Origin of the sequence: Deinococcus pimensis DSM 21231 (assembly GCF_000519345.1) — a bacterium.
GTDB lineage: Bacteria > Deinococcota > Deinococci > Deinococcales > Deinococcaceae > Deinococcus_A > Deinococcus_A pimensis.
Map to the genome: position 1 here is coordinate 20295 of NZ_KI912673.1, position 17003 is coordinate 37297.

The 17003-nt window shown below is 71.1% G+C and carries 16 protein-coding genes; 5 read left to right on the forward strand and 11 right to left on the reverse strand.

The features are described 5' to 3' along the window. Both DEIPI_RS40575 and DEIPI_RS0122415 read right to left on the reverse strand, forming a co-directional pair. Positions 1-400: hypothetical protein (locus DEIPI_RS40575; protein ID WP_045234978.1), on the reverse strand; the 400-nt coding region annotated here is incomplete at its 3' end. A 76-nt stretch (positions 401-476) separates the two neighbouring features. Then, entirely contained in the window at positions 477-1838 is a 1362-nt protein-coding gene (locus DEIPI_RS0122415; protein ID WP_045234979.1) for an SBBP repeat-containing protein, read from the reverse strand. 481 nt (positions 1839-2319) lie between these two features. On the opposite strand from DEIPI_RS0122415, the gene DEIPI_RS0122420 reads away from it, so the two are divergent. Then, a complete protein-coding gene (locus DEIPI_RS0122420) occupies positions 2320-3741 on the forward strand; it encodes a pyridoxal phosphate-dependent decarboxylase family protein (RefSeq protein ID WP_027483246.1) in 1422 nt (473 codons plus the stop codon). 262 nt (positions 3742-4003) lie between these two features. Here the strand turns inward: DEIPI_RS0122420 and DEIPI_RS33790 are convergent, their stop codons facing one another. The 4 genes from DEIPI_RS33790 to DEIPI_RS36965 form a co-directional block, all read right to left on the reverse strand. Further along, positions 4004-4273 (reverse strand): nucleoside monophosphate kinase, encoded by a 270-nt coding sequence (locus DEIPI_RS33790; protein WP_157463901.1) that lies wholly within the window; start codon positions 4271-4273, stop codon positions 4004-4006. Then, entirely contained in the window at positions 4270-4920 is a 651-nt protein-coding gene (locus DEIPI_RS0122430; protein ID WP_027483247.1) for an HD domain-containing protein, read from the reverse strand. Before DEIPI_RS0122430 ends, DEIPI_RS33790 begins: the two co-directional genes overlap by 4 nt. Before the next feature lie 317 nt (positions 4921-5237). Continuing rightward, positions 5238-6131, reverse strand: a complete 894-nt coding sequence (locus tag DEIPI_RS41980; protein WP_027483248.1) for a ParB/RepB/Spo0J family partition protein — start codon at positions 6129-6131, stop codon at positions 5238-5240. Next, positions 6128-7096, reverse strand: coding sequence for a type II toxin-antitoxin system prevent-host-death family antitoxin (locus DEIPI_RS36965; protein WP_169737193.1), 969 nt, complete (start codon positions 7094-7096; stop codon positions 6128-6130). The genes DEIPI_RS41980 and DEIPI_RS36965 overlap by 4 nt, the downstream gene beginning before the upstream one ends. A gap of 310 nt (positions 7097-7406) precedes the next feature. Between DEIPI_RS36965 and DEIPI_RS0122445 the strand changes: the two genes are divergently transcribed. Next, positions 7407-8345 carry a hypothetical protein gene (locus tag DEIPI_RS0122445; protein WP_027483249.1) on the forward strand — a complete coding sequence of 313 codons (939 nt, stop codon included), beginning with the start codon at positions 7407-7409 and terminating at the stop codon, positions 8343-8345. Between the two features lie 354 nt (positions 8346-8699). On the opposite strand, the gene DEIPI_RS0122455 is transcribed toward DEIPI_RS0122445, so the two are convergent. Together DEIPI_RS0122455 and DEIPI_RS36020 are read right to left on the reverse strand one after the other, a co-directional pair. Next, entirely contained in the window at positions 8700-9509 is an 810-nt protein-coding gene (locus DEIPI_RS0122455; RefSeq protein WP_027483250.1) for an alpha/beta fold hydrolase, read from the reverse strand. 129 nt (positions 9510-9638) lie between these two features. Beyond that, entirely contained in the window at positions 9639-10556 is a 918-nt protein-coding gene (locus DEIPI_RS36020) for an ABC transporter substrate-binding protein (RefSeq protein WP_052351935.1), read from the reverse strand. Positions 10557-10787: 231 nt separating this feature from the next. Here DEIPI_RS36020 and DEIPI_RS33805 point away from each other — a divergent pair, with 231 nt between their 5' ends. Then, a complete protein-coding gene (locus DEIPI_RS33805; protein ID WP_052351936.1) occupies positions 10788-11753 on the forward strand; it encodes a hypothetical protein in 966 nt (321 codons plus the stop codon). 18 nt (positions 11754-11771) lie between these two features. Here DEIPI_RS33805 and DEIPI_RS38295 read toward each other — a convergent pair whose 3' ends face one another. After that, entirely contained in the window at positions 11772-11957 is a 186-nt protein-coding gene (locus tag DEIPI_RS38295) for a hypothetical protein (RefSeq protein WP_027483251.1), read from the reverse strand. Positions 11958-11995: 38 nt separating this feature from the next. On the opposite strand from DEIPI_RS38295, the gene DEIPI_RS33810 reads away from it, so the two are divergent. Both DEIPI_RS33810 and DEIPI_RS33815 read left to right on the forward strand, forming a co-directional pair. Continuing rightward, positions 11996-12619 (forward strand): TetR/AcrR family transcriptional regulator, encoded by a 624-nt coding sequence (locus DEIPI_RS33810; RefSeq protein ID WP_045234981.1) that lies wholly within the window; start codon positions 11996-11998, stop codon positions 12617-12619. Next, complete coding sequence (locus tag DEIPI_RS33815; RefSeq protein ID WP_045234982.1) at positions 12616-14178, forward strand: FAD-dependent monooxygenase; 1563 nt, start codon at positions 12616-12618, stop codon at positions 14176-14178. The genes DEIPI_RS33810 and DEIPI_RS33815 overlap by 4 nt, the downstream gene beginning before the upstream one ends. Before the next feature lie 317 nt (positions 14179-14495). Here DEIPI_RS33815 and DEIPI_RS33820 read toward each other — a convergent pair whose 3' ends face one another. Continuing rightward, entirely contained in the window at positions 14496-15506 is a 1011-nt protein-coding gene (locus DEIPI_RS33820) for a tyrosine-type recombinase/integrase (RefSeq protein WP_045234983.1), read from the reverse strand. Positions 15507-16668: 1162 nt separating this feature from the next. Continuing rightward, entirely contained in the window at positions 16669-16941 is a 273-nt protein-coding gene (locus tag DEIPI_RS0122495) for a DUF4242 domain-containing protein (protein WP_027483253.1), read from the reverse strand. Positions 16942-17003 lie beyond the last annotated feature (62 nt).

Sequence of the window (17003 nt, forward strand, 5' to 3'; positions counted from 1 at the left end):
CGCGGAGCCGCGCGCGGCGCGCGTCCTCCCAGACGCGTTGATCCTCGAGGCGCCACTCACGCTCGCGCGCGTCCCGCTCGGCACGTCGGCGACGTCCGGCCTCCAGGCAGGGCACGCACAGCTGCCGCTCCGCGGGCCACATCAGCGCGCGGTTGAACTCGCTGCGCAGACGGTAGCGTGGATGCGAGCCACACACGGCGCACGTGACGTTCACCGCGACGACGCTCGCCACGGCCTTCACGCATGCGGGCAGGGCCGTGGGGGACACGTCGAAGCGCCGGGCGAGCTCCGCGACCTTGAAGACGAAGTGTTCGTCGTTCAGCGCCCAGTACGCCTCGGCGAGCGCCCGGTCCGCGTCGCTCACGTCAGCTTCCAGTTCCAGCCGCAAGGTCGTCGTCAAGAGGGCCTCCGTCAACGTCCAGGGTACCGCCGCTCGCCGGAGTCGGTCCAGTCGCCCGTGGCGTCCACGACGCCGATCAGGGCGCGGCGGGCAGGCGAGTGACGAACGCGTCGTAATCCCCGGCGTTCACTGCGCCCTCGAAGACGCCGTCCGTCTCACCCGCGACGAGCACGCCTCCCTGGTCGTCGGCGAGGACGGCGGAGGCGTCGTCGTCGCCGCTCGTGCCGACGTGCCTGACCGCGAGGGTCCCGTCCGGACCGAGCTTCGCGAGGAACGCGTCCTGCCCGCCGAGGCTCGCGCCGCCCGGCAGGCTGCCCTCGGTGTACCCCGTCGCGAAAGCGTTCCCATGAGCGTCGACGGTCACGGCGTACCCCACGTCGCGGCCCGCGGAGCCGAACTGGTAGCCGGTGACGCCGCCCTGCGGGTCGACCACCGCGAGGAACGCGTCGGACGCGCCCGCATTGGTGAAGCCCGGCCACGCGCCGTACTCGGCGCCGGTCACGACGACCGCGCCGTCGGCGCGCGCGGCGACGCCGATGACGTCTTCCTGCCCGTCCGTGCCGAACTGGCGCAGCGCGAGCGTCCCGTCACCCGCGAGCGTCGCGACGAAGCCGTCCGAGCTGCCGCGCGAGACGTTGCCGGGCAGCGTCCCGACGGTGGTGCCCGCCGCGACGACGCTGCCGGAATGAGTGACGGCCACGCCCGCCGCGGAGTCGGCGTACGGCGTGCCGAACTGCCAGAACGTCAGGTCGCCGCCCGCGCCCAGCTTCGCGAGGAACGCGTCAGGCCCGCCGGCGCTCGTCTGGCCGGGCAGCGCGCCCTGCGTGACGCCCGCGAGGTACACGTCTCCCTGCGTGTCGAGCGCGATCGAGCGCGGCTGGTCGTAGGCGGAGGAGCCGAACTGCCGGAAGGTCAGGTGACCCTGCGGGTCGAGCTTCGCGAGGAACGCGTCGCGTCCGCCCGCGTTCGTCTGCCCCGGGAGGGTCCCGTCGGTGCTCCCGGTGATCCAGGCGTTGCCGCTCGCGTCCACGACGACGCTCAGCGCGCGGTCGTTGCCGCTCGTGCCGAACTGCGTGACGGTGCGCCGCCCGTCGGGCGTGACCTTCATGACGAACGCGTCGGTCCCGCCGGCGTTCTGGAAGCCGCCGAAGGCGCCGCCGGTGATGCCGGCGCACCAGGTGTCGCCCTGCGCGTCCCGGGCGAGGCCGACGCATTCGTCGTACGAGGCCGTGCCGAACTGCGTGAAGGTCGGCGTCACCGGCGTGGGCGTGATGGGCGTGGGGTCGCTCGGCGCGGGCTCGACGGGGGTGGGGTCGACGGGCGCGGGAACGACGGGGGGCGTCGTGACCGACGCCTGCGGCGCGCCGCAGGCGTTCAGCGCGAGCGTCAGGAGCGCCAGCGCCAGGGGCGCGCGGCGCGTGAGGGACTTCGAGTTCACCGTTTCAGTGTACGCGCCGCACCCGACCTTCACCTCGGACGACCCACGTCCGCGAGGGCTTCACCTGGAGACCGGGAAAAACGCATGACCCACGACCGTGAGCGGCCCCGACCTGAGGAACGCCACGACGGAGGAGCGCCGTGAGGTCACCTGCGCCTCACCGCCTCGTGCTGGGGCTGCTCGCGGGAAGAGCGGGGCTGATCGTGGTGGCGCTCGTCGGGCCGTTCCGAATGGAAGGCGCCCCCGAATTCTTTCGGGGGCGCGGGTGTCAGGTTGGCCCGGGAGGCCGCGAGGCCCGTTGTGACGCCCACACGTAGCGCCGCCACCTCGTGCTTCGAGCGTAATCGACGAACGGACCGGGGGCCGCGAGCGTGAACACATCGTGAAGGGACACCCGCCTGGAGTGCGTCGACCGTGCCGCGTCGGAGACCACCCGCGGTCGACTCTCGCGATCCTCCGTCATCCGCGTTCTAATACGGGCATGACCCCCGAAGACTTCCGACGCGCCGGTCACGAGCTCGTGGATTGGATCGCCGACTACCGTGAGCGCGTCGCCACCCTGCCGGTCATGTCGCCCGTCACGCCGGGAGACGTCCGCGCCCGGCTTCCCGTCCACCCGCCTGAGGGACCCGAGGGTTTCGAGGCGATCCTCGCGGACGTCGAGCGCGTGCTGCTGCCGGGCCTGTCGCACTGGCAGCACCCTTCGTTCTTCGGGTACTTTCCGGCGAACGCCGAGCCCGCGTCGGTGCTGGGGGACTTCCTGAGCTCCGGGCTGGGCGTGCTGGGCCTGAGCTGGCAGTCGAGTCCGGCACTCACGGAGCTCGAGGAGGTCGTGACGGACTGGCTGCGGCAGATGGTGGGCCTCTCGGACGCGTGGCAGGGCGTCATTCACGACACGGCGAGCACCGCGACCCTCGTGGCGTTGCTGTGCGCCCGCGAGCGCGTCACCCAGTACGGCGCGGTTCGGGGCGGTCTGCAGGCCGGTGAAGCGCCGCTGGTGGTGTACACGTCGGTGCACGCGCATTCCTCGGTGGAGAAGGCCGCGCTGCTCGCGGGCTTCGGACGCGACTTCGTGCGGGCGATCGGCACGGACGACACGCACGCCCTGCGCCCGGACCTGCTGGCCGAGGCGATGCGCGAGGATACCGCGCGTGGGCGGCGGCCCGCGGTGGTCGTCGCGACGACCGGCACGACCGCCACGACCGCCGTCGACCCCGTCGGCGAGGTCGCGCGTGTCGCGCGCGAGCACGGCGCGTGGGTGCACGTGGACGCGGCGATGGCGGGCAGCGCGATGCTGCTGCCCGAGTGCCGCGCGCTGTGGGACGGCGTGGAGTCGGCGGACTCGCTGGTGCTCAACCCGCACAAGTGGCTCGGGGCGGTGTTCGACAACTCGGTGTACTTCGTGCGCGACGCGCAGCATCTCGTGCGGGTGATGTCCACCAATCCCAGCTACCTGCAGTCGAGCGCGGACGGCGAGGTGCGCAACCTGCGTGACTGGGGGATTCCGCTGGGTCGGCGCTTCCGGGCGCTGAAGCTGTGGTTCCTGATCCGCGAGCAGGGCGTGGAGGGGCTGCGCTCGCGGTTGCGGCGTGATCTGGCTAACGCTCGCTGGCTCGCCGAGCAGGTGGACGCCACCCCCGGCTGGCGGCGGCTGGCGCCCGTGCCGCTCCAGACGGTGTGCGTCCGCCATGAGCCCGAGGGGCTCACGGGTGAGGCGCTCGACCGGCACACGCTGGCGTGGTGTGAGCGGGTCAACCGTTCCGGCCGCGCGTATCTCACGCCTGCCGTGCTGGACGGCAACTGGATGGTGCGGGTGTCCATCGGGGCACTGCCGACCGAGCGCGAGCACGTCGAGACGCTGTGGCGCCTCGTGCGGGCCGAGGCGGAGGGGGCGGACACCTGAACGCGGCGGCGATCCCCGGTCCCGCCCCTACGGGGTCATCCGCGCGCGTGAACCGCGGAGCCGGCACGCCGACCCGCTCCGCCGGCGTGTTCCCGGCGGTCGTGACGAGCGCCTGCCCGGCTCGACCCTCACCCTCTCCCCTGACGAGCGCCGTGACGCCCGCATCACCGGCGAGGGTACCCGGGCGCCGTGCCGTCCGCCGAGGTGGGAAGAACGCGCGGGAAACAAGGGGAACGGCGCCGCGCCCGTACCTTCCTTCCGATCAGGACAGCAGCGCGTGAAGCCCAGCCGCGACGGCGTCCGGGGTTCCCTCGCCGTCGAGCTCGCGCAGGCTGTCCTGCCGCCTGTCGTGATCCACGAGCGGCGCCGTCTGCGTCTCGTAGGTCTCGAAGCGCCGCAGGATCGTCTCCAGGTGATCGTCGGCGCGTCCGGACATCTGACCACGCCCGAGAAGTCGGGACGTCAGCACCTCCCTGCGCGCGGTCAGGAGCACCACCGTCGGGGCCGCCCGACCAAGGGCGCGCAACCTCACCGCAACGTCGTCGGGGACGCCAGCTCGACGAGGCGGTCCACGGTGCGTTCGAGTTCGGACACCAGTTGGACGTACTCCTCACGTTCTCCATCCCGCGGCTGGAGGGCCGCCGTGACCGCGCGGTAGTACCACAGCGTCTCCCCCTTCGAGGCCGAGAAGCGCTCGAAGACGGAGTCTCCGAGCGCGTGGAAGTCCGTGAGGATCGCGCGCGCGTTGTACAGCTTGTCGGACGCCGCGACGAGCCGCGCTCCCCCGGACTTGGACGCGAGTGCGCGCACGTACGCCTCCTTACGTTCGCGCCAGGGCCGCTTGGCCTCGCCGGGGTTCGGGCTGTCGTCCGTGCACGCCTCCACGATGGCGAGCACCTCCTCACCGAAACGTTCACGAAGTTGAGCGCGGATGGCGTACGGCGTCAGTCCCGTGTTGGCGGGGCCGTCCTCCAGCGCGTCGTGGAGCAGGGCGGCGATGGCCTCGTCCTCGGAGGCGCCGAACTCCAGCGCGAGACTCGCGACGCCCATGAGGTGCGCGAGGTACGGGGTGCCGCTGCCCTTGCGGAACTGCGGGCGGTGCCACTCGGCGGCGAGCAGCAGCGCCTCCTCGAAACGGGACGAGAGGTCGCGGGGCGGACGTTGATCGGTCTGGGTCATGGTCTGAGGAAGCGCGGTCGGCAGGACGACAGCCGCTGGCCGCGGTGCCCGTAGCTTCGCATATTCCCCGGACGCGGGTGCGCCTGTGGCCACTCCCCGGTCGGGCGGGCGCCGGGACGCACGCCTGAACCGTCCAGAGGAAGCTCGGCCGGGAACGCCCTGGCCTGCCCGGGTGTCGTGGACCCACGCGACGTGGCGTCGTCGCCCGTGACGTCGAGGGGCGTCCTCAGGCTGATTCTTCGACACGCGAGCGAGGTGGGATAACGGTTATCCCACCTCGCTCGCGTGTCGTCTCCGCGTGTGCACTCGGCGTGCAGTCACTCCTGCAGGAGCTGCTCGAGCTGCTCCAGCAGCTTCTCCGCCTTGCGTGCCCGCGCGCCGTCGAGGCGGGCGAGTTTCGGCAGGTGCTTCTTGAAGTCCGCCACGCGCGCCGGAAGTCCCGTCGCGGCCACCTCGCGCTCACGGACGAGCAGCCGGACCTGCGGGGCGGACAGCTGCTGGGTGATGGCCCGCTGCAGGAGCGCCGCACGGTACGACGCGTCCTTCACGCCGGTGAGTTCCGCGCAGACGGCGACGTCGGTGAGCTTGCGGATGACGGCGCTGCGCTCCTCGGGTGTCATTCGCAGGATCGACGCGCGCCGCTGCGACCAGACGCTGATGCCCGTGCCGTACAGGCGGCGCAGCAGACCCTCGACGTCCCGCTCGTCCTCACGGCGTCCCTTGCGGACCGCGTTGAGGTACGTCACGACGTCCTCGACGCTCATGCCGAGGTGACGCGACAGGAAGTCGAAGCCCGCGAAGGTCTCGGTGACGACGTCCAGATCCTGCCGCTGCGCGTTCTCCACGATCGCGATTTCGAGCGCCTTGAGGTCGTCCGCGTCGACCACGACGACCGGAACGTCCCTGAGGCCCGCCAGCGCCGAGGCGCGCAGACGCCGCTCTCCGGCGATGAGCTGGTACCGGGCGCCCGCGCGCCGCACCACGAGCGGCTGCAGGATGCCCTGAGCGCGGATGCTGTCGGCGAGATCGCCAAGCGCGGCCGCGCTGAGGGCGTCGTCCGTGAGGAAGCGGCGTGGGTTGAAGCCGTCCATCACGTCGATCAAATCCGTCCGCACGAGCCGCGGCGTCTGCGTGTCGGCCGGGTTGTCCGTCACGACGGGCGCGCCGTACAGCGCCGCGCCCAGCTTGCCCGCACGTTGACTGCGGCTCACGCGACCAGCTCCTTCCACACCACTTCGTACTCCTCCAGGAAGAGCGGCGCGCTGCCGAACGCCTCCTCGTACGCCTTGAGCGACCGGACCTTCGCGTCGAGGATGGGGAAGTCGCGCAGCAGGTCCTGCGCTTCACGCGCGAGGCTCTTGCGGGCCGCGAAGCGCACCAGCAGGATCGCCACGTCGAGTTCCCGACCGCCGATCGCGCCGGTGTCCGCGAGGAGCTGCAGCGTGCCGCGCAGACGGTCGAGGTCGATGCCGGTCGGTGCGACCGGGACGAGCACGTGATCGGCGATCCCGGCAGCCTTCATCAGCAGGGTCCGGTCGTTGGGCGGCGTGTCGATCACGACGGTGTGTCCGCGGTCGCGAATGTCGCGCGCCTGCGTGATGAGGGTGCGTTCGTCCGTCTCGATGACCTCGAAGGGCAGGGGGCCGAGCTTCAGCGCGAGGTTCGCCCAGTGCGTGGCGCTGCGTTCGCTGTCCCCGTCGAGGACGGTGACGGGGCGGCCCTCGCGCGCGGCGACGGCGGCGAGGTGCAGCGTGGAGGTCGTCTTTCCCACCCCGCCTTTGAGGGACACGAGCGCGATGATCGGTTGGGTGGACACGGACATGACTTCTCCTTGAGGGGCGCGCGTGGCGGGGGAAGCGCTCGTGACGGGCGTGACCGGCGTGAGGGTCGCGACGCGATTGCCGTGATGGGTGATGACGACGTCGCGTCCGCCGACCTCCACCTCGCGCAGGACGCTGTGGAGGTGCTGGCGGAGGTGCGTGACCGTGACGACCTGCGGTGGGGTGAGCGTGGGCGGACGGGTCGTCGGTGAGGCGTCCACGGGACCGAGGCGTGCGACGGGACGCTGGTGGTGCATCACCAGCCAACGCTTGAGGGTCTGCTCGGTCACGCGGATGGTGTCGGGCAGGTGACGTCGCAGGTTCGAGATGGAGATCGGCTCACCGGACGACTGCATGAGCAGACTGTACATTTTGTGCTTTTTTCAGTCAACGCGGCGAGCTCCCTGGACATCTCGTTCGGCACGGTCACGCCGCGCTCGATCGGTTCCGGCGAGCGTGGCGCGCGCGGCGGACGGACTCGACGCGGGCGTCGCCTGCCGCGTCCATGACCGCGTGTTCCTCGATGACGGTGGTGCAGGCGCCGCTGGTCGGCTCGCGAGGGTCCGCTCACCCGCGCGCCCACGTGGCGGCGCACACTGAAGTTCCCCTCCCGCATCTCACGCTCGGTGACACCTCGACCGCACCGAACGCCACCGGGAGGACCTCATGAACAGGCGCCTCGTCAAGCTGGCCCTCACCCTCGTCACCCTCTCATGGGCGACGTCCCTCGCGCAGGCACCCGCCATGGTGGACCTCGGCGGGTACAAGGTCAACTTCACCTGCGAGGGTCCCGTCACGCCCCTCACCGTCGTGGTGATCCGCAGCCCCGTCCTGCCCGTCGGTGCGGCCGTCGGTGACGACACGCACTTCCAGGCGAGCGTCGGCGCCGACCTCGCGGAGTCCGTACGCACCTGCGCGTACGATCCGCCCGGGACGGGCGAGAGCGATCCCGCCCCCCGCGTCGCCACGGCCGCCGAACGGGCCGAGGAGCTTCACCGGGTGCTCGTGAAGGTGCGCGTCAGGAGCCGGGTCGTGCTCGTCACGGACCGCTTCTCGAGTCAGCTCGCGCGGCTGTTCACCAGCCGTCACCGCTCCGACGTGGCGGGCCTCGTGCTGGTGGACCCATGGCAGGAGGACACCGCGGCCGCCGTTTCCGACTTCTTCCGGCGGCGTCCTCTGTCGCGCGTCCGGACGGGCGACCCGAACGCCGTCGCGGCCCTGAACGCGCTCAGCGCGTTCGTGCGGGCGTACGAGACGGGCAGGGCCACGGCGTTGTCGGGACTCGACGTCGTGGCCGGGGACCGTGAGGTCCGCTCTGTGCGGTCCTTCGGTGCGTTGCCGGTCGTGGTGGTCACGTCGGTGTTCGACGTGTTCTCCGCGGCGGGGGAGACCGGGGGGAACGTGACGTACGGTCGAGAACTCGCGAACGTGCTGCGGACGCAGCAGGGGAAGCTGCGAGGCGTCTCGACGAACGCCCGGCAGATGCTGTTCGACCCGCTCGATCCTGGCGGCACGGCCATCAGCGAATCCGAGGTGGTGGTCGAGGCCGTACGCGCCGTGCTGAACGCGGCGGCTCGGGGGCGGTCGCTCCCGGGGACACGCTGAGAGCCGCACGTCACGCCCGGCGCCCCCCCAGTCGTCGCGCGGCACCTCGGGGTGGGCCTCCCCACGGACACCCGCCATGACCTCAGGGGTGTGCGCGTGCGCCAGCCCTCGAACGTCGAGGGGGACGCGCCGGACGACGTGAGCAGGAGGCGTGGCACGCGCAGGGGCGGCGCTTCGCGCGCGAGACGCCTCGCCGCGGCGGCGCCCGACGAGGTGTCCGGGACGACCTTCACGAAGTACCGTTCACGTTCGCCGTCGGCGCGGTAGGCGGGCAGGGTGCCGACCGGGAGGAAGGTGAGGGTGTGCACGTCGAGACCGTGAGCGCCGCGCAGGTGAAGGATCAGGGCGGCGCGGTCAGGCGTGGGGCGCGCCGAAGAAGTCGTGCAGGGCGGGCGCGAGCACCTTCGGGTCGACATTGTGGGTCTGCTCCGCGAGGGAATGGTGCCGTCCGTTCGGGACGAGCGCGGCGACCGCGCGCGCCGACTCCCGGATGAACTCGAAGCTCGCTTCGCCGCTCAGGACCAGGGTGGGCGTGCGCACCTCGCGGACGCGCGCCTCGGGCAGAGTGTAGTCGCCCATGAGGATGGCGTCGTATTCGAGCGTGTGCGCGAGCGCTTCCTGCTTCGGCCACCAGGGCTGGGTGCGGGCTCCGGCGACGAATTCGGCGGGCATCCGCACGACCTCCTTCATGAAGTACTCGGCGGCGTCGCCACGGCGACCGGCCTGGACGAGGTCGCGGTAGATGCGCGCCGTGTCGGGCGGCGGGCGGCGCGCGGGGTCGAGGACGTAGGGCGGCTCCCACAGCGCGAGCTTGGCGACTTTGCCGGGCAGCGCACGGGCCGCTTCGAGCGCGAGGACCGCGCCGGACGAGGAGCCCCACACGAAGGCGGATCCGCCCGCGGCGTCGATGACGGCCTCGATGTCCTCGATCTCGCGCTGCACGGCGTAGGGGGCGGTGTCGCCGCTCTCGCCGCGTCCTCGGCGGTGCAGGTTGTGGACCGTGAAGTGCTCGGCGAGGAGCGCCGCGACGGGCGCGGTGGAGGTGTGATCCACGGACCCGCCGCTGATCAGGATGACGGCCGGTCCTGTGCCCGCGACGTCGAAGGCGATGCGGGTGCCGTCGCGGGAGGTGACCGTGGGCGTGCTGTTGAGGCTCGTGGTCATGACCTGCTCCTGTTCTCGGGTGGTCGGGGTGCGAGACGCTTCTGTGCGCCTCCTCGGCGTGTGACCTGGTGAGGCGGACGGGGGGCCAGGACTCCATCGACCTGCTTCGGCGTCTCGGTGGAGCGCGGGTCAACGCAGCAGTTTCGCGAGGGCCTCGATCCGTTTGAGGTCCGTGATGGGACCGCTCGACGGCTCCTGCGGGTCGAGCAGGTACGTCGTGACCTTCGCGCCCGTACGGGTGAGGAGCGCGTCGAGGTCGTTGCGAGGCAGGGGCCTGCCGCTCCGCGTGAGGCGGAGCAGCACGACGCGGTCGGCCTTGAGGGTGGGAATCACCTCCGGGGAGAGGACGTGGAAGACGCTGTCGGGGTTGAGCCCGGTCGGCATGGTGAGGGTCAGGCCGAGTTCGGCGAGGGTGCGGGAGAAGCTGAAGCGCTCCCCGAGCGCCATGATGTCCGTGTCGCGAAACATGTACAGCAATGCCGTCCGCTTCGAGCTTCGAAGGGTGGGCGCGAGTTGCGCGCGGAGCGTGTCGACGCGGGTGTCGTAGGTGGCGAGGTACCGGTTGGCGAGGGCCGTCTTGTCGAAGGCCCTGGCGGTTTCGGTGAGGGCTTTGCGCCAGCCACTGCCGCCTTCGTTGAAGCTGAACGCGACGGTGGGGGCGAGCTTGCTGAGGGCGGGGTAGAGCTGGTTGCTGCCGTCCGCGCCGGCGCTCATGAGGATCAGGTCGGGTTTGAGGGCGAGGATCGCTTCCTGGGAGGGCTGGTCGTGCGTACCGACGTAGACGGGCGTGCCGAGACGTGCGGCGGCGGGCGCGGTGAGCGCGGTGAGGGCCTGGCCGAGCTTGATGCTGCCGACGCGGGTGCTGGCGAAGCCGACGGGTTTGACACCGAGGACGGCGAGGAGCTCGGCGGCCTCCTCCTGGATGACGACGACGCGTTTGGGCGTGGTGGGCAGGGTGGTGGTGCCGAGGTCGTGCTTGACGGTGATGGGCGCGGCGAGGGCGGTGGTGGTGAGGCCGAGGGTGAGGGGCAGGATGCGGTTGAGCATGACTTCTCCTGGTAATCAGACTAACTTACTCGGAATAGTACAGGACGGAGGTATCCCGGGACCACGCGCGGTCCCCGGGCACGCCCGACTCGGACCTGCCTCACGCGCGGCGAGGCGTGGGGGCCCCCGAGCGCTGATCTGCCCGCCTAGCGCGGCGCACGTGCAGCTCCCCGACGTCCATCCCCGGCGCGGAAGAGGCACCGGGCGCCGCCTGGCTCGTACACTTCACCCATGACCTCCAGCAAGACGGACGGCCTGCTCGGAAGGCTGGAACGGGCGACCGGAGTGCGTGACCTCGCCGGGCACCTCGTCGAGCGGCTCAAACCTTCCGAGCTCACCTCGCTCCTCCTGGAGGTCGCGCGGCGGCGCGCGCGGCGCCGCACGCCCGCCGAGGTCCTCGCGGACTTCGAGCGCGACCGCTTCTGCCGCCCGGCGGGTCTCTCTCCACTGGTCCTCGCCCGCTTCGAGGTGCTGGCCTTCGAACACCTCCCGGTGGAGTTCGAGCCCGTCACGCTCTCCCCGGTGACACCGCAGGGCACCTGCGCCGTCGTGGCCGGCGTCTCGCAGGACTGGGCGGTCACCACGAGCCGTGGGACGGAGGTGGTGTCCGACGCGACGAACGTCCTCACGCTCGAGGCGGCCCGCCGTCGCCGCGCGGCGCTCCGTGCGGACGCCCGGTCCGCCGAGGCAGTGCATCTGGCGGCGCATCATCGGCTGCTGCGACCGCAGAACTTCGATGGTCCCGGGCAGACCGCGCATTTCGCGCTGCTCGCTCTCGTGAGCGCCACGCGGGCGGGCAGCGGAAGTTCCGCGGAACTCGGGCTGGTCGAACTCCACCTCAGGGCGCAGCTCACGGTGTTGCGCGCCATCGTGGGGATGGACGTGCCTCTGCGGGTGAGGCTGAGCGACTTCTCGGCCGTCGATCGTGGGGACGCCCTGCGGGCGCTCGTGAGCGCGCCGCTCGCGGCGCGCTTCGAGAACGTGGTCTTCGACATCGACCGGGAGCGGCAGGGCGGTCGCGGTTACTACCGCGGGGTGGCCTTCCAGGTGTACGGACGGGCAGGGGAGGAGGACGTGTTCCTCGTGGACGGTGGCGAGGTGGACTGGACGGCGCGGCTGCTGTCGAACGGCAAGGAACGGACGGTGATCAGCGGCCTCGGTAGCGAACGGTTGTGCGTCGTCTTCGAGCGGCCGTGACAGACGTGGGCCCGGTTCCTAGCGCACGGTGGAGAGCCGGCGGTCCATGGCGTCGAAGAAGCCCTCGTCCCCCGCCCGTGTCCGTTCGAGGTGCTCGTCGCTGAATTCGTGGCGGGGCCGGGTGAAGGTCATCTCGGTGCCTTGCCCCACCGCTCGAAGGACCACCACCGCGGTCCGCTTGACATCGGGGTGGTCGAGGCGCAAGCTGAAACTGTACCGTACGGTTCCGTTTGAGGAGGAGCATGACCCATGACACCCCCCGAGCCCGTGCCAAACGCGCCCAGATCCTCAGCGCCGCCCGCACCCTCTTCCTCCAGCAGGGCTACGCCCGCACCAGCACCGACGCCATCACCCACGCCGCCGGCGTCAGCAAACAGACCCTCTACGCCTACTACCGCGGCAAGGCCGAACTGCTTTCCGCCACCATCGCCCACGAACTCGACGACCTCCGCCTCGACGCACGCTTTCACCCCACCCCCACCACCCGAGAGGACCTCCGCGCCCGCCTCCTCGACTTCGCCCACGCGGTCACCGGCCGCCTCCTGCACCCCGACGCGCTCGCCCTGCTGCGCCTCCTCCTCGGCGAAGCCCTCCATGTTCCCGAACTGCGCGGCGCCCTCCGAGACGCCTTCCCCGCCCGCCTCCTGCTCGTCACCGCCCATCTCCTCCAGGACGCCCACGCGGGCGGCCTCATCCACGCACCCGACGCCGCCCTCAGCGCGCGCATGTTCGTCGGTCCCGTCATGAGCTACGTCGCCCTCGACGGCCTCTTCAGCCCCACCCTCCCCGAAGCGCCCACCGAGAAGACCCTCACGCGGCTCGTGGACCTCTTCCTCCTCACCGTCACCGAAGGAGCGACCCCATGACCACCACCACGGACGTCCTGATCAGCGGCGCCGGACCCACCGGGCTCTTCCTCGCCCTGTGGCTCACCAGGCTCGGCGTCCGCGTCCGCGTCGCCGACCTCAAATCCGGCCCCGTGCAGGAGACGCGCGCCATCGCCGTGCAGGCCCGCACCCTGGAGTACTACGACCAGCTCGGCCTCGGCGCGGACGCCATGCGGCGCGGACGACACTTCGACCGCCTCAACCTCTTCGTCCGTGGCGACCTCCGAGGCGCCGTCCGCCTGCGCGGCGTCGGCGACGACCTCACCCCGCACCCGTACCTCTACATCCTCACCCAGGACCAGAACGAGGAACTCCTTGTCGAGCACCTCACCGCGCTCGGCGTGAGCATCGACTGGAACACCGAGGTCACGGCCTTCACGCAGGACGACGCGGGCGTCACCGCCACCTTCTCGCGAAACGACCAGCACGAGATCGTCCGCGCCTCCTACGCCGCCGGCTGCGACGGCGCCCGCAGCGCCGTCCGGCACGCCCTCGGCGTGCCCCTCAGCGGCGGCACGTACGCGCAGCGCTTCTACGTCGCCGACATCACCCTCCGCGGAAAGGTCCGCGAAGGGGACGTGAACCTCAGCCTCGACGACGACCACTTCCTCGCGTTCTTCCCCATGCCCGAACCTCACCGACACCGCGTCGTCGGACAACTCGGCCCCGGCGTGCGCGAACACGCCACCTTCGAGGACGTCCGACCCGAACTCGAAGCCAACGGCCTCGCGCAGGTCAGCACCGTGCACTGGTTCAGCACGTACCGCGTGCATCACCGCGTCGCCGACCACTTCCGCGTGCACCGCGCGTTCATCCTCGGGGACGCCGCGCACGTTCACACGCCCGTCGGCGGGCAGGGCATGAACACCGGCCTCGGCGACGCCGCGAACCTCGCGTGGAAGCTCGCGCAGGCCGTCCACGGTGGGGGAGACGAGGTGCTCGACACCTACGAGCCCGAACGCCGCCCGTTCGCGGTGGCGCTCGTGAACACCACCGACCGCGTCTTCACCGGCATCGTGCGGGACGGCGCGGCCGCGCGCTTCCTGAGGCTCACGGCCGTCCCGACCCTGCTGCCCCTGCTCACCCGCGCCGAGGCCGTCCGACGCCTGCTGTTCCTCACCGTCTCCCAGACGAGACTGCACTACCCCGACAGTTCCCTCAGTCAGGGCGCGGCGGGAGGCGTGCACGGTGGTGAACGCCTCCCCTGGGTGGCCCTGCCCCAGGGAGGCAGCAACTTCGACGCGCTGCGCTCGCTCACGTGGCAGGCGCACACCTACGGCCCGCCCGCTCCGGACCTCCTCGCGTGGTGCGCCCGCCGTGAGGTGCCCCTGCACGTCTTCCCCGAGACGCGCGCCTCACGCCACGCCGGACTCACGCCCGCCGCGGTGTACCTCGTGCGGCCCGACGGGTACGTCGGCCTCGCCTGCGCCACCTTCGACGCCGCCGCGCTCGACGCGTACACCGACCGCTGGGTCCGCCCCGCGACGCCGCGCCCGCACCTCCCGCCGCGTCCGTCCGACCTGGAGGTCACGGTATGACGACAGCAGACGTTGACGTCGCGTCGAATCAGGTCGTGCGGGACGGCCGCTGGCGATGGAGGATCGAGGTGCGGCGAGACCACCTTCGTCGAACCGCTCGGTCCACGCCCGAACGGGAGTGACGGTGACGCCGAAGTGCACTGCGAACATACGCCCCGCGGCCGTCCTGCAAGCGAACTCACGTCGAGCGGGCCGTGGCTTGGATCGAGCGTTGCCGTCGGGTGGCGACGTCGGCGGGGTCGGTCCTGGCATGAACTTCGAGGAGCTTCCGGGGTGACGCTCCGAACAGCAGCAGGTTGGAGAGAAGGAACACGAGGTCACCAGTCCGCGACGGCCTTTCGCGCACGTTCCACACCGACGCGGACGTACCCTCTGGTGGTGTCCACGCTGGCGTGCCCCAGCACCTCCGCCACTGCCGTGAAGTCCCCCACCGACTCGTACAACCGCGAACCCATGAACTTCCGGATCGCGTGAAAGCCACGAAAGTCGTTCGAGCCGTCCTCCCGCTCGAACAGGGGCCGCACGTGATACGCCGCGCCCCGCCACGTCCGGTACGGGAACAGGAAAGCCCCGTGTGCCCACGATGCCCGTGACGTCCGGTAGCGTTCGAGCGCGCCCGCCAGCCTGGGGGAGACGGGGACTTCCCTGGATTTGCGGCCCTTGCCCGAACGCACGACCAGACGCGCGTCGTCCTCGTCCAGCCGCAGATCCGCCCAGCCGAGCTTGAGGGCCTCGTCGATGCGCAGTCCCGTGTGCGCGAGCAGGAGTAAGAGGACCCACGTCTGGAGATGCCGGTCCGCGTGGGCGGGATCTTCGCGGACGCGGTCTCGGGCGCGCTCCAGGACCTCCTCCATCCTGCGGCGTGGGTACGGGGCGTTCTTCTCCAGCGGGTGCCGCGCGTCCCTCGGCACCCGCACACCTTCGAAGGGCGCGCCCTGAGTGGCGTCGACCTCGCGCAGCGCGGCGTACAGCACGCGGCCGGCCGCCACGCGGGACCTCACGGTCGCGACGCTCTTCCCTTCGGCGAGCAGCCGGTTGACCCAGCCCTGCGTGTCGGTCCGGCGAGGCGCGAGGAGAGTCCAGGCGTTCTCGGCGGCGTGCGTGACGAGCTGCCGGACGCCGGTTCGGTAGCTGGCTCTCGTGTGCGGGCTGACGAGCAGACCCGCGCGGGCGTGCTGGGTGAGGTGCCACTCCACGAGGGACCACAGGACGTCATGGTCCTTGTCACGGCAGGCGAGCACGGCGCGTCTTCTTCGTTCGTCCTCGTGAAGGGCGCTCCACTCCCGAGCGCGGTGGTGGAGGTCCTCGGCGTACCGGGCGAGCGTCACGTCACGACTTTACCAATAAGGGCACTTATTGGTCACGAGCGCTCACGTGTCGTCCGCGCCCCCGCCCCCACCACCGGCATCCGCTGGGCCGCACGCGAGATCCCTCCAGCCTGAACGCAGATGCACCCCTGGCCGGCCACGCTCGACGTCGGGAGCGAGAGAACGCTCCACACGAAGGGCGCTACCGACCGACGCTCCGGAGCATCGCGCGGCCCGCGGTCACGAGGATCCACGTCCGCGCATCGACGCTCGTGCGCGCGTGGCAGTGCGCGGACCGCACGACGGCCAGGAACGCCTCCTCGACCCTCGTCGACGCGTCCGGAAGCCGCGCGCGCCGCGCCAGCGCGAAGAGGTGGGGCGCATACCGCTCGTGCAGGACGCGCAGGGCGACCTCATCACCCCGCGCGAGCGCGCACAGTATCTCCGCGTCGTCCCACCCGGACACGGTCGAAGCTGGGGTCGTGCCTGGCCCTGCGTTGGAGAACGACCGGTGCTCCTTCACGTCAGCGGAGGCTGCTCGTCCGCGCCCGGCCGAGGCACTCGCTGTTCGCTCCGTCACGCGTCCCGAAGATCGCGGCGTGCGTCCACGCGCGATGAGCACGAGCAAGGCGCAGGAACGTAGCAGTTGCGGGCATGAGACGAACGTGCATGAAAGCTCCTTGTCGAGCGGGCGACCAGTCTGACCGCCAATTCGGACGTCCCTCCAAACCTACCCTCGGAGGGCCAGCCGTACGCTCAGAGTCGCTTTATCTCTCCTCGCGATGGTGACCTGAGACGCACGATGTCCACGCGCACGGGAGACGTGCGCATGTCCGTCGAGAGGCCACGCGGATCCGGCTCGCTCACGGTAATGTCCGTCGACGCGGCCTGGAGGGTGGCGCGCGTCGACGCCCGCTTCCTCCGAGGCGGCCATCACGGCGACCCTGACGCCCGTCCGCTTCCGACACGCCGCCCAGGCCTTTCCGAGGTCGTTCCATGCAGACTCGACGGATGTCCCGCCTGTCCACGGATCACGTTCGACGTCGCCCGACGCGTGAGCGTCCGGACGCGGTCGGCGGGCCCGAGCGTCATCGCGAGCGCCGGAGCGGCGGTTCACACGGGCGACGTCAGGAGGAGCCCAGCATGCCTGAGCTCCTCCTGACGTCGCCCGTGAGGTCTGCTGTTACCGGTAGAAGTACGGGTCGAGCACCGAGATCCTGCTGATCCGATCCACCGGCAGGCCGTTGCGTTCGGCCGCCTGACGGATCGCTTCCGGCGTCGGCCCGTCGTAGACGCAATACGTCCGGCGTTTGTCGTCACTCACGTACGAGTGCACCCACGTGACGCCCAGGTCCGCGTTGCGGCCCACCACGGCGAGACAGGCGGCTTCCCCTTCACCGGTCATGGGAATCTCGAGACCGTCCGGGAACGTACGTTCGACCATGTAGCGCGGCATTCCTACCTCCTCCAGCAGGTGAGGCTCGTCGTTCCTGCTGTCTTCGATTGTCCACGTGCGGG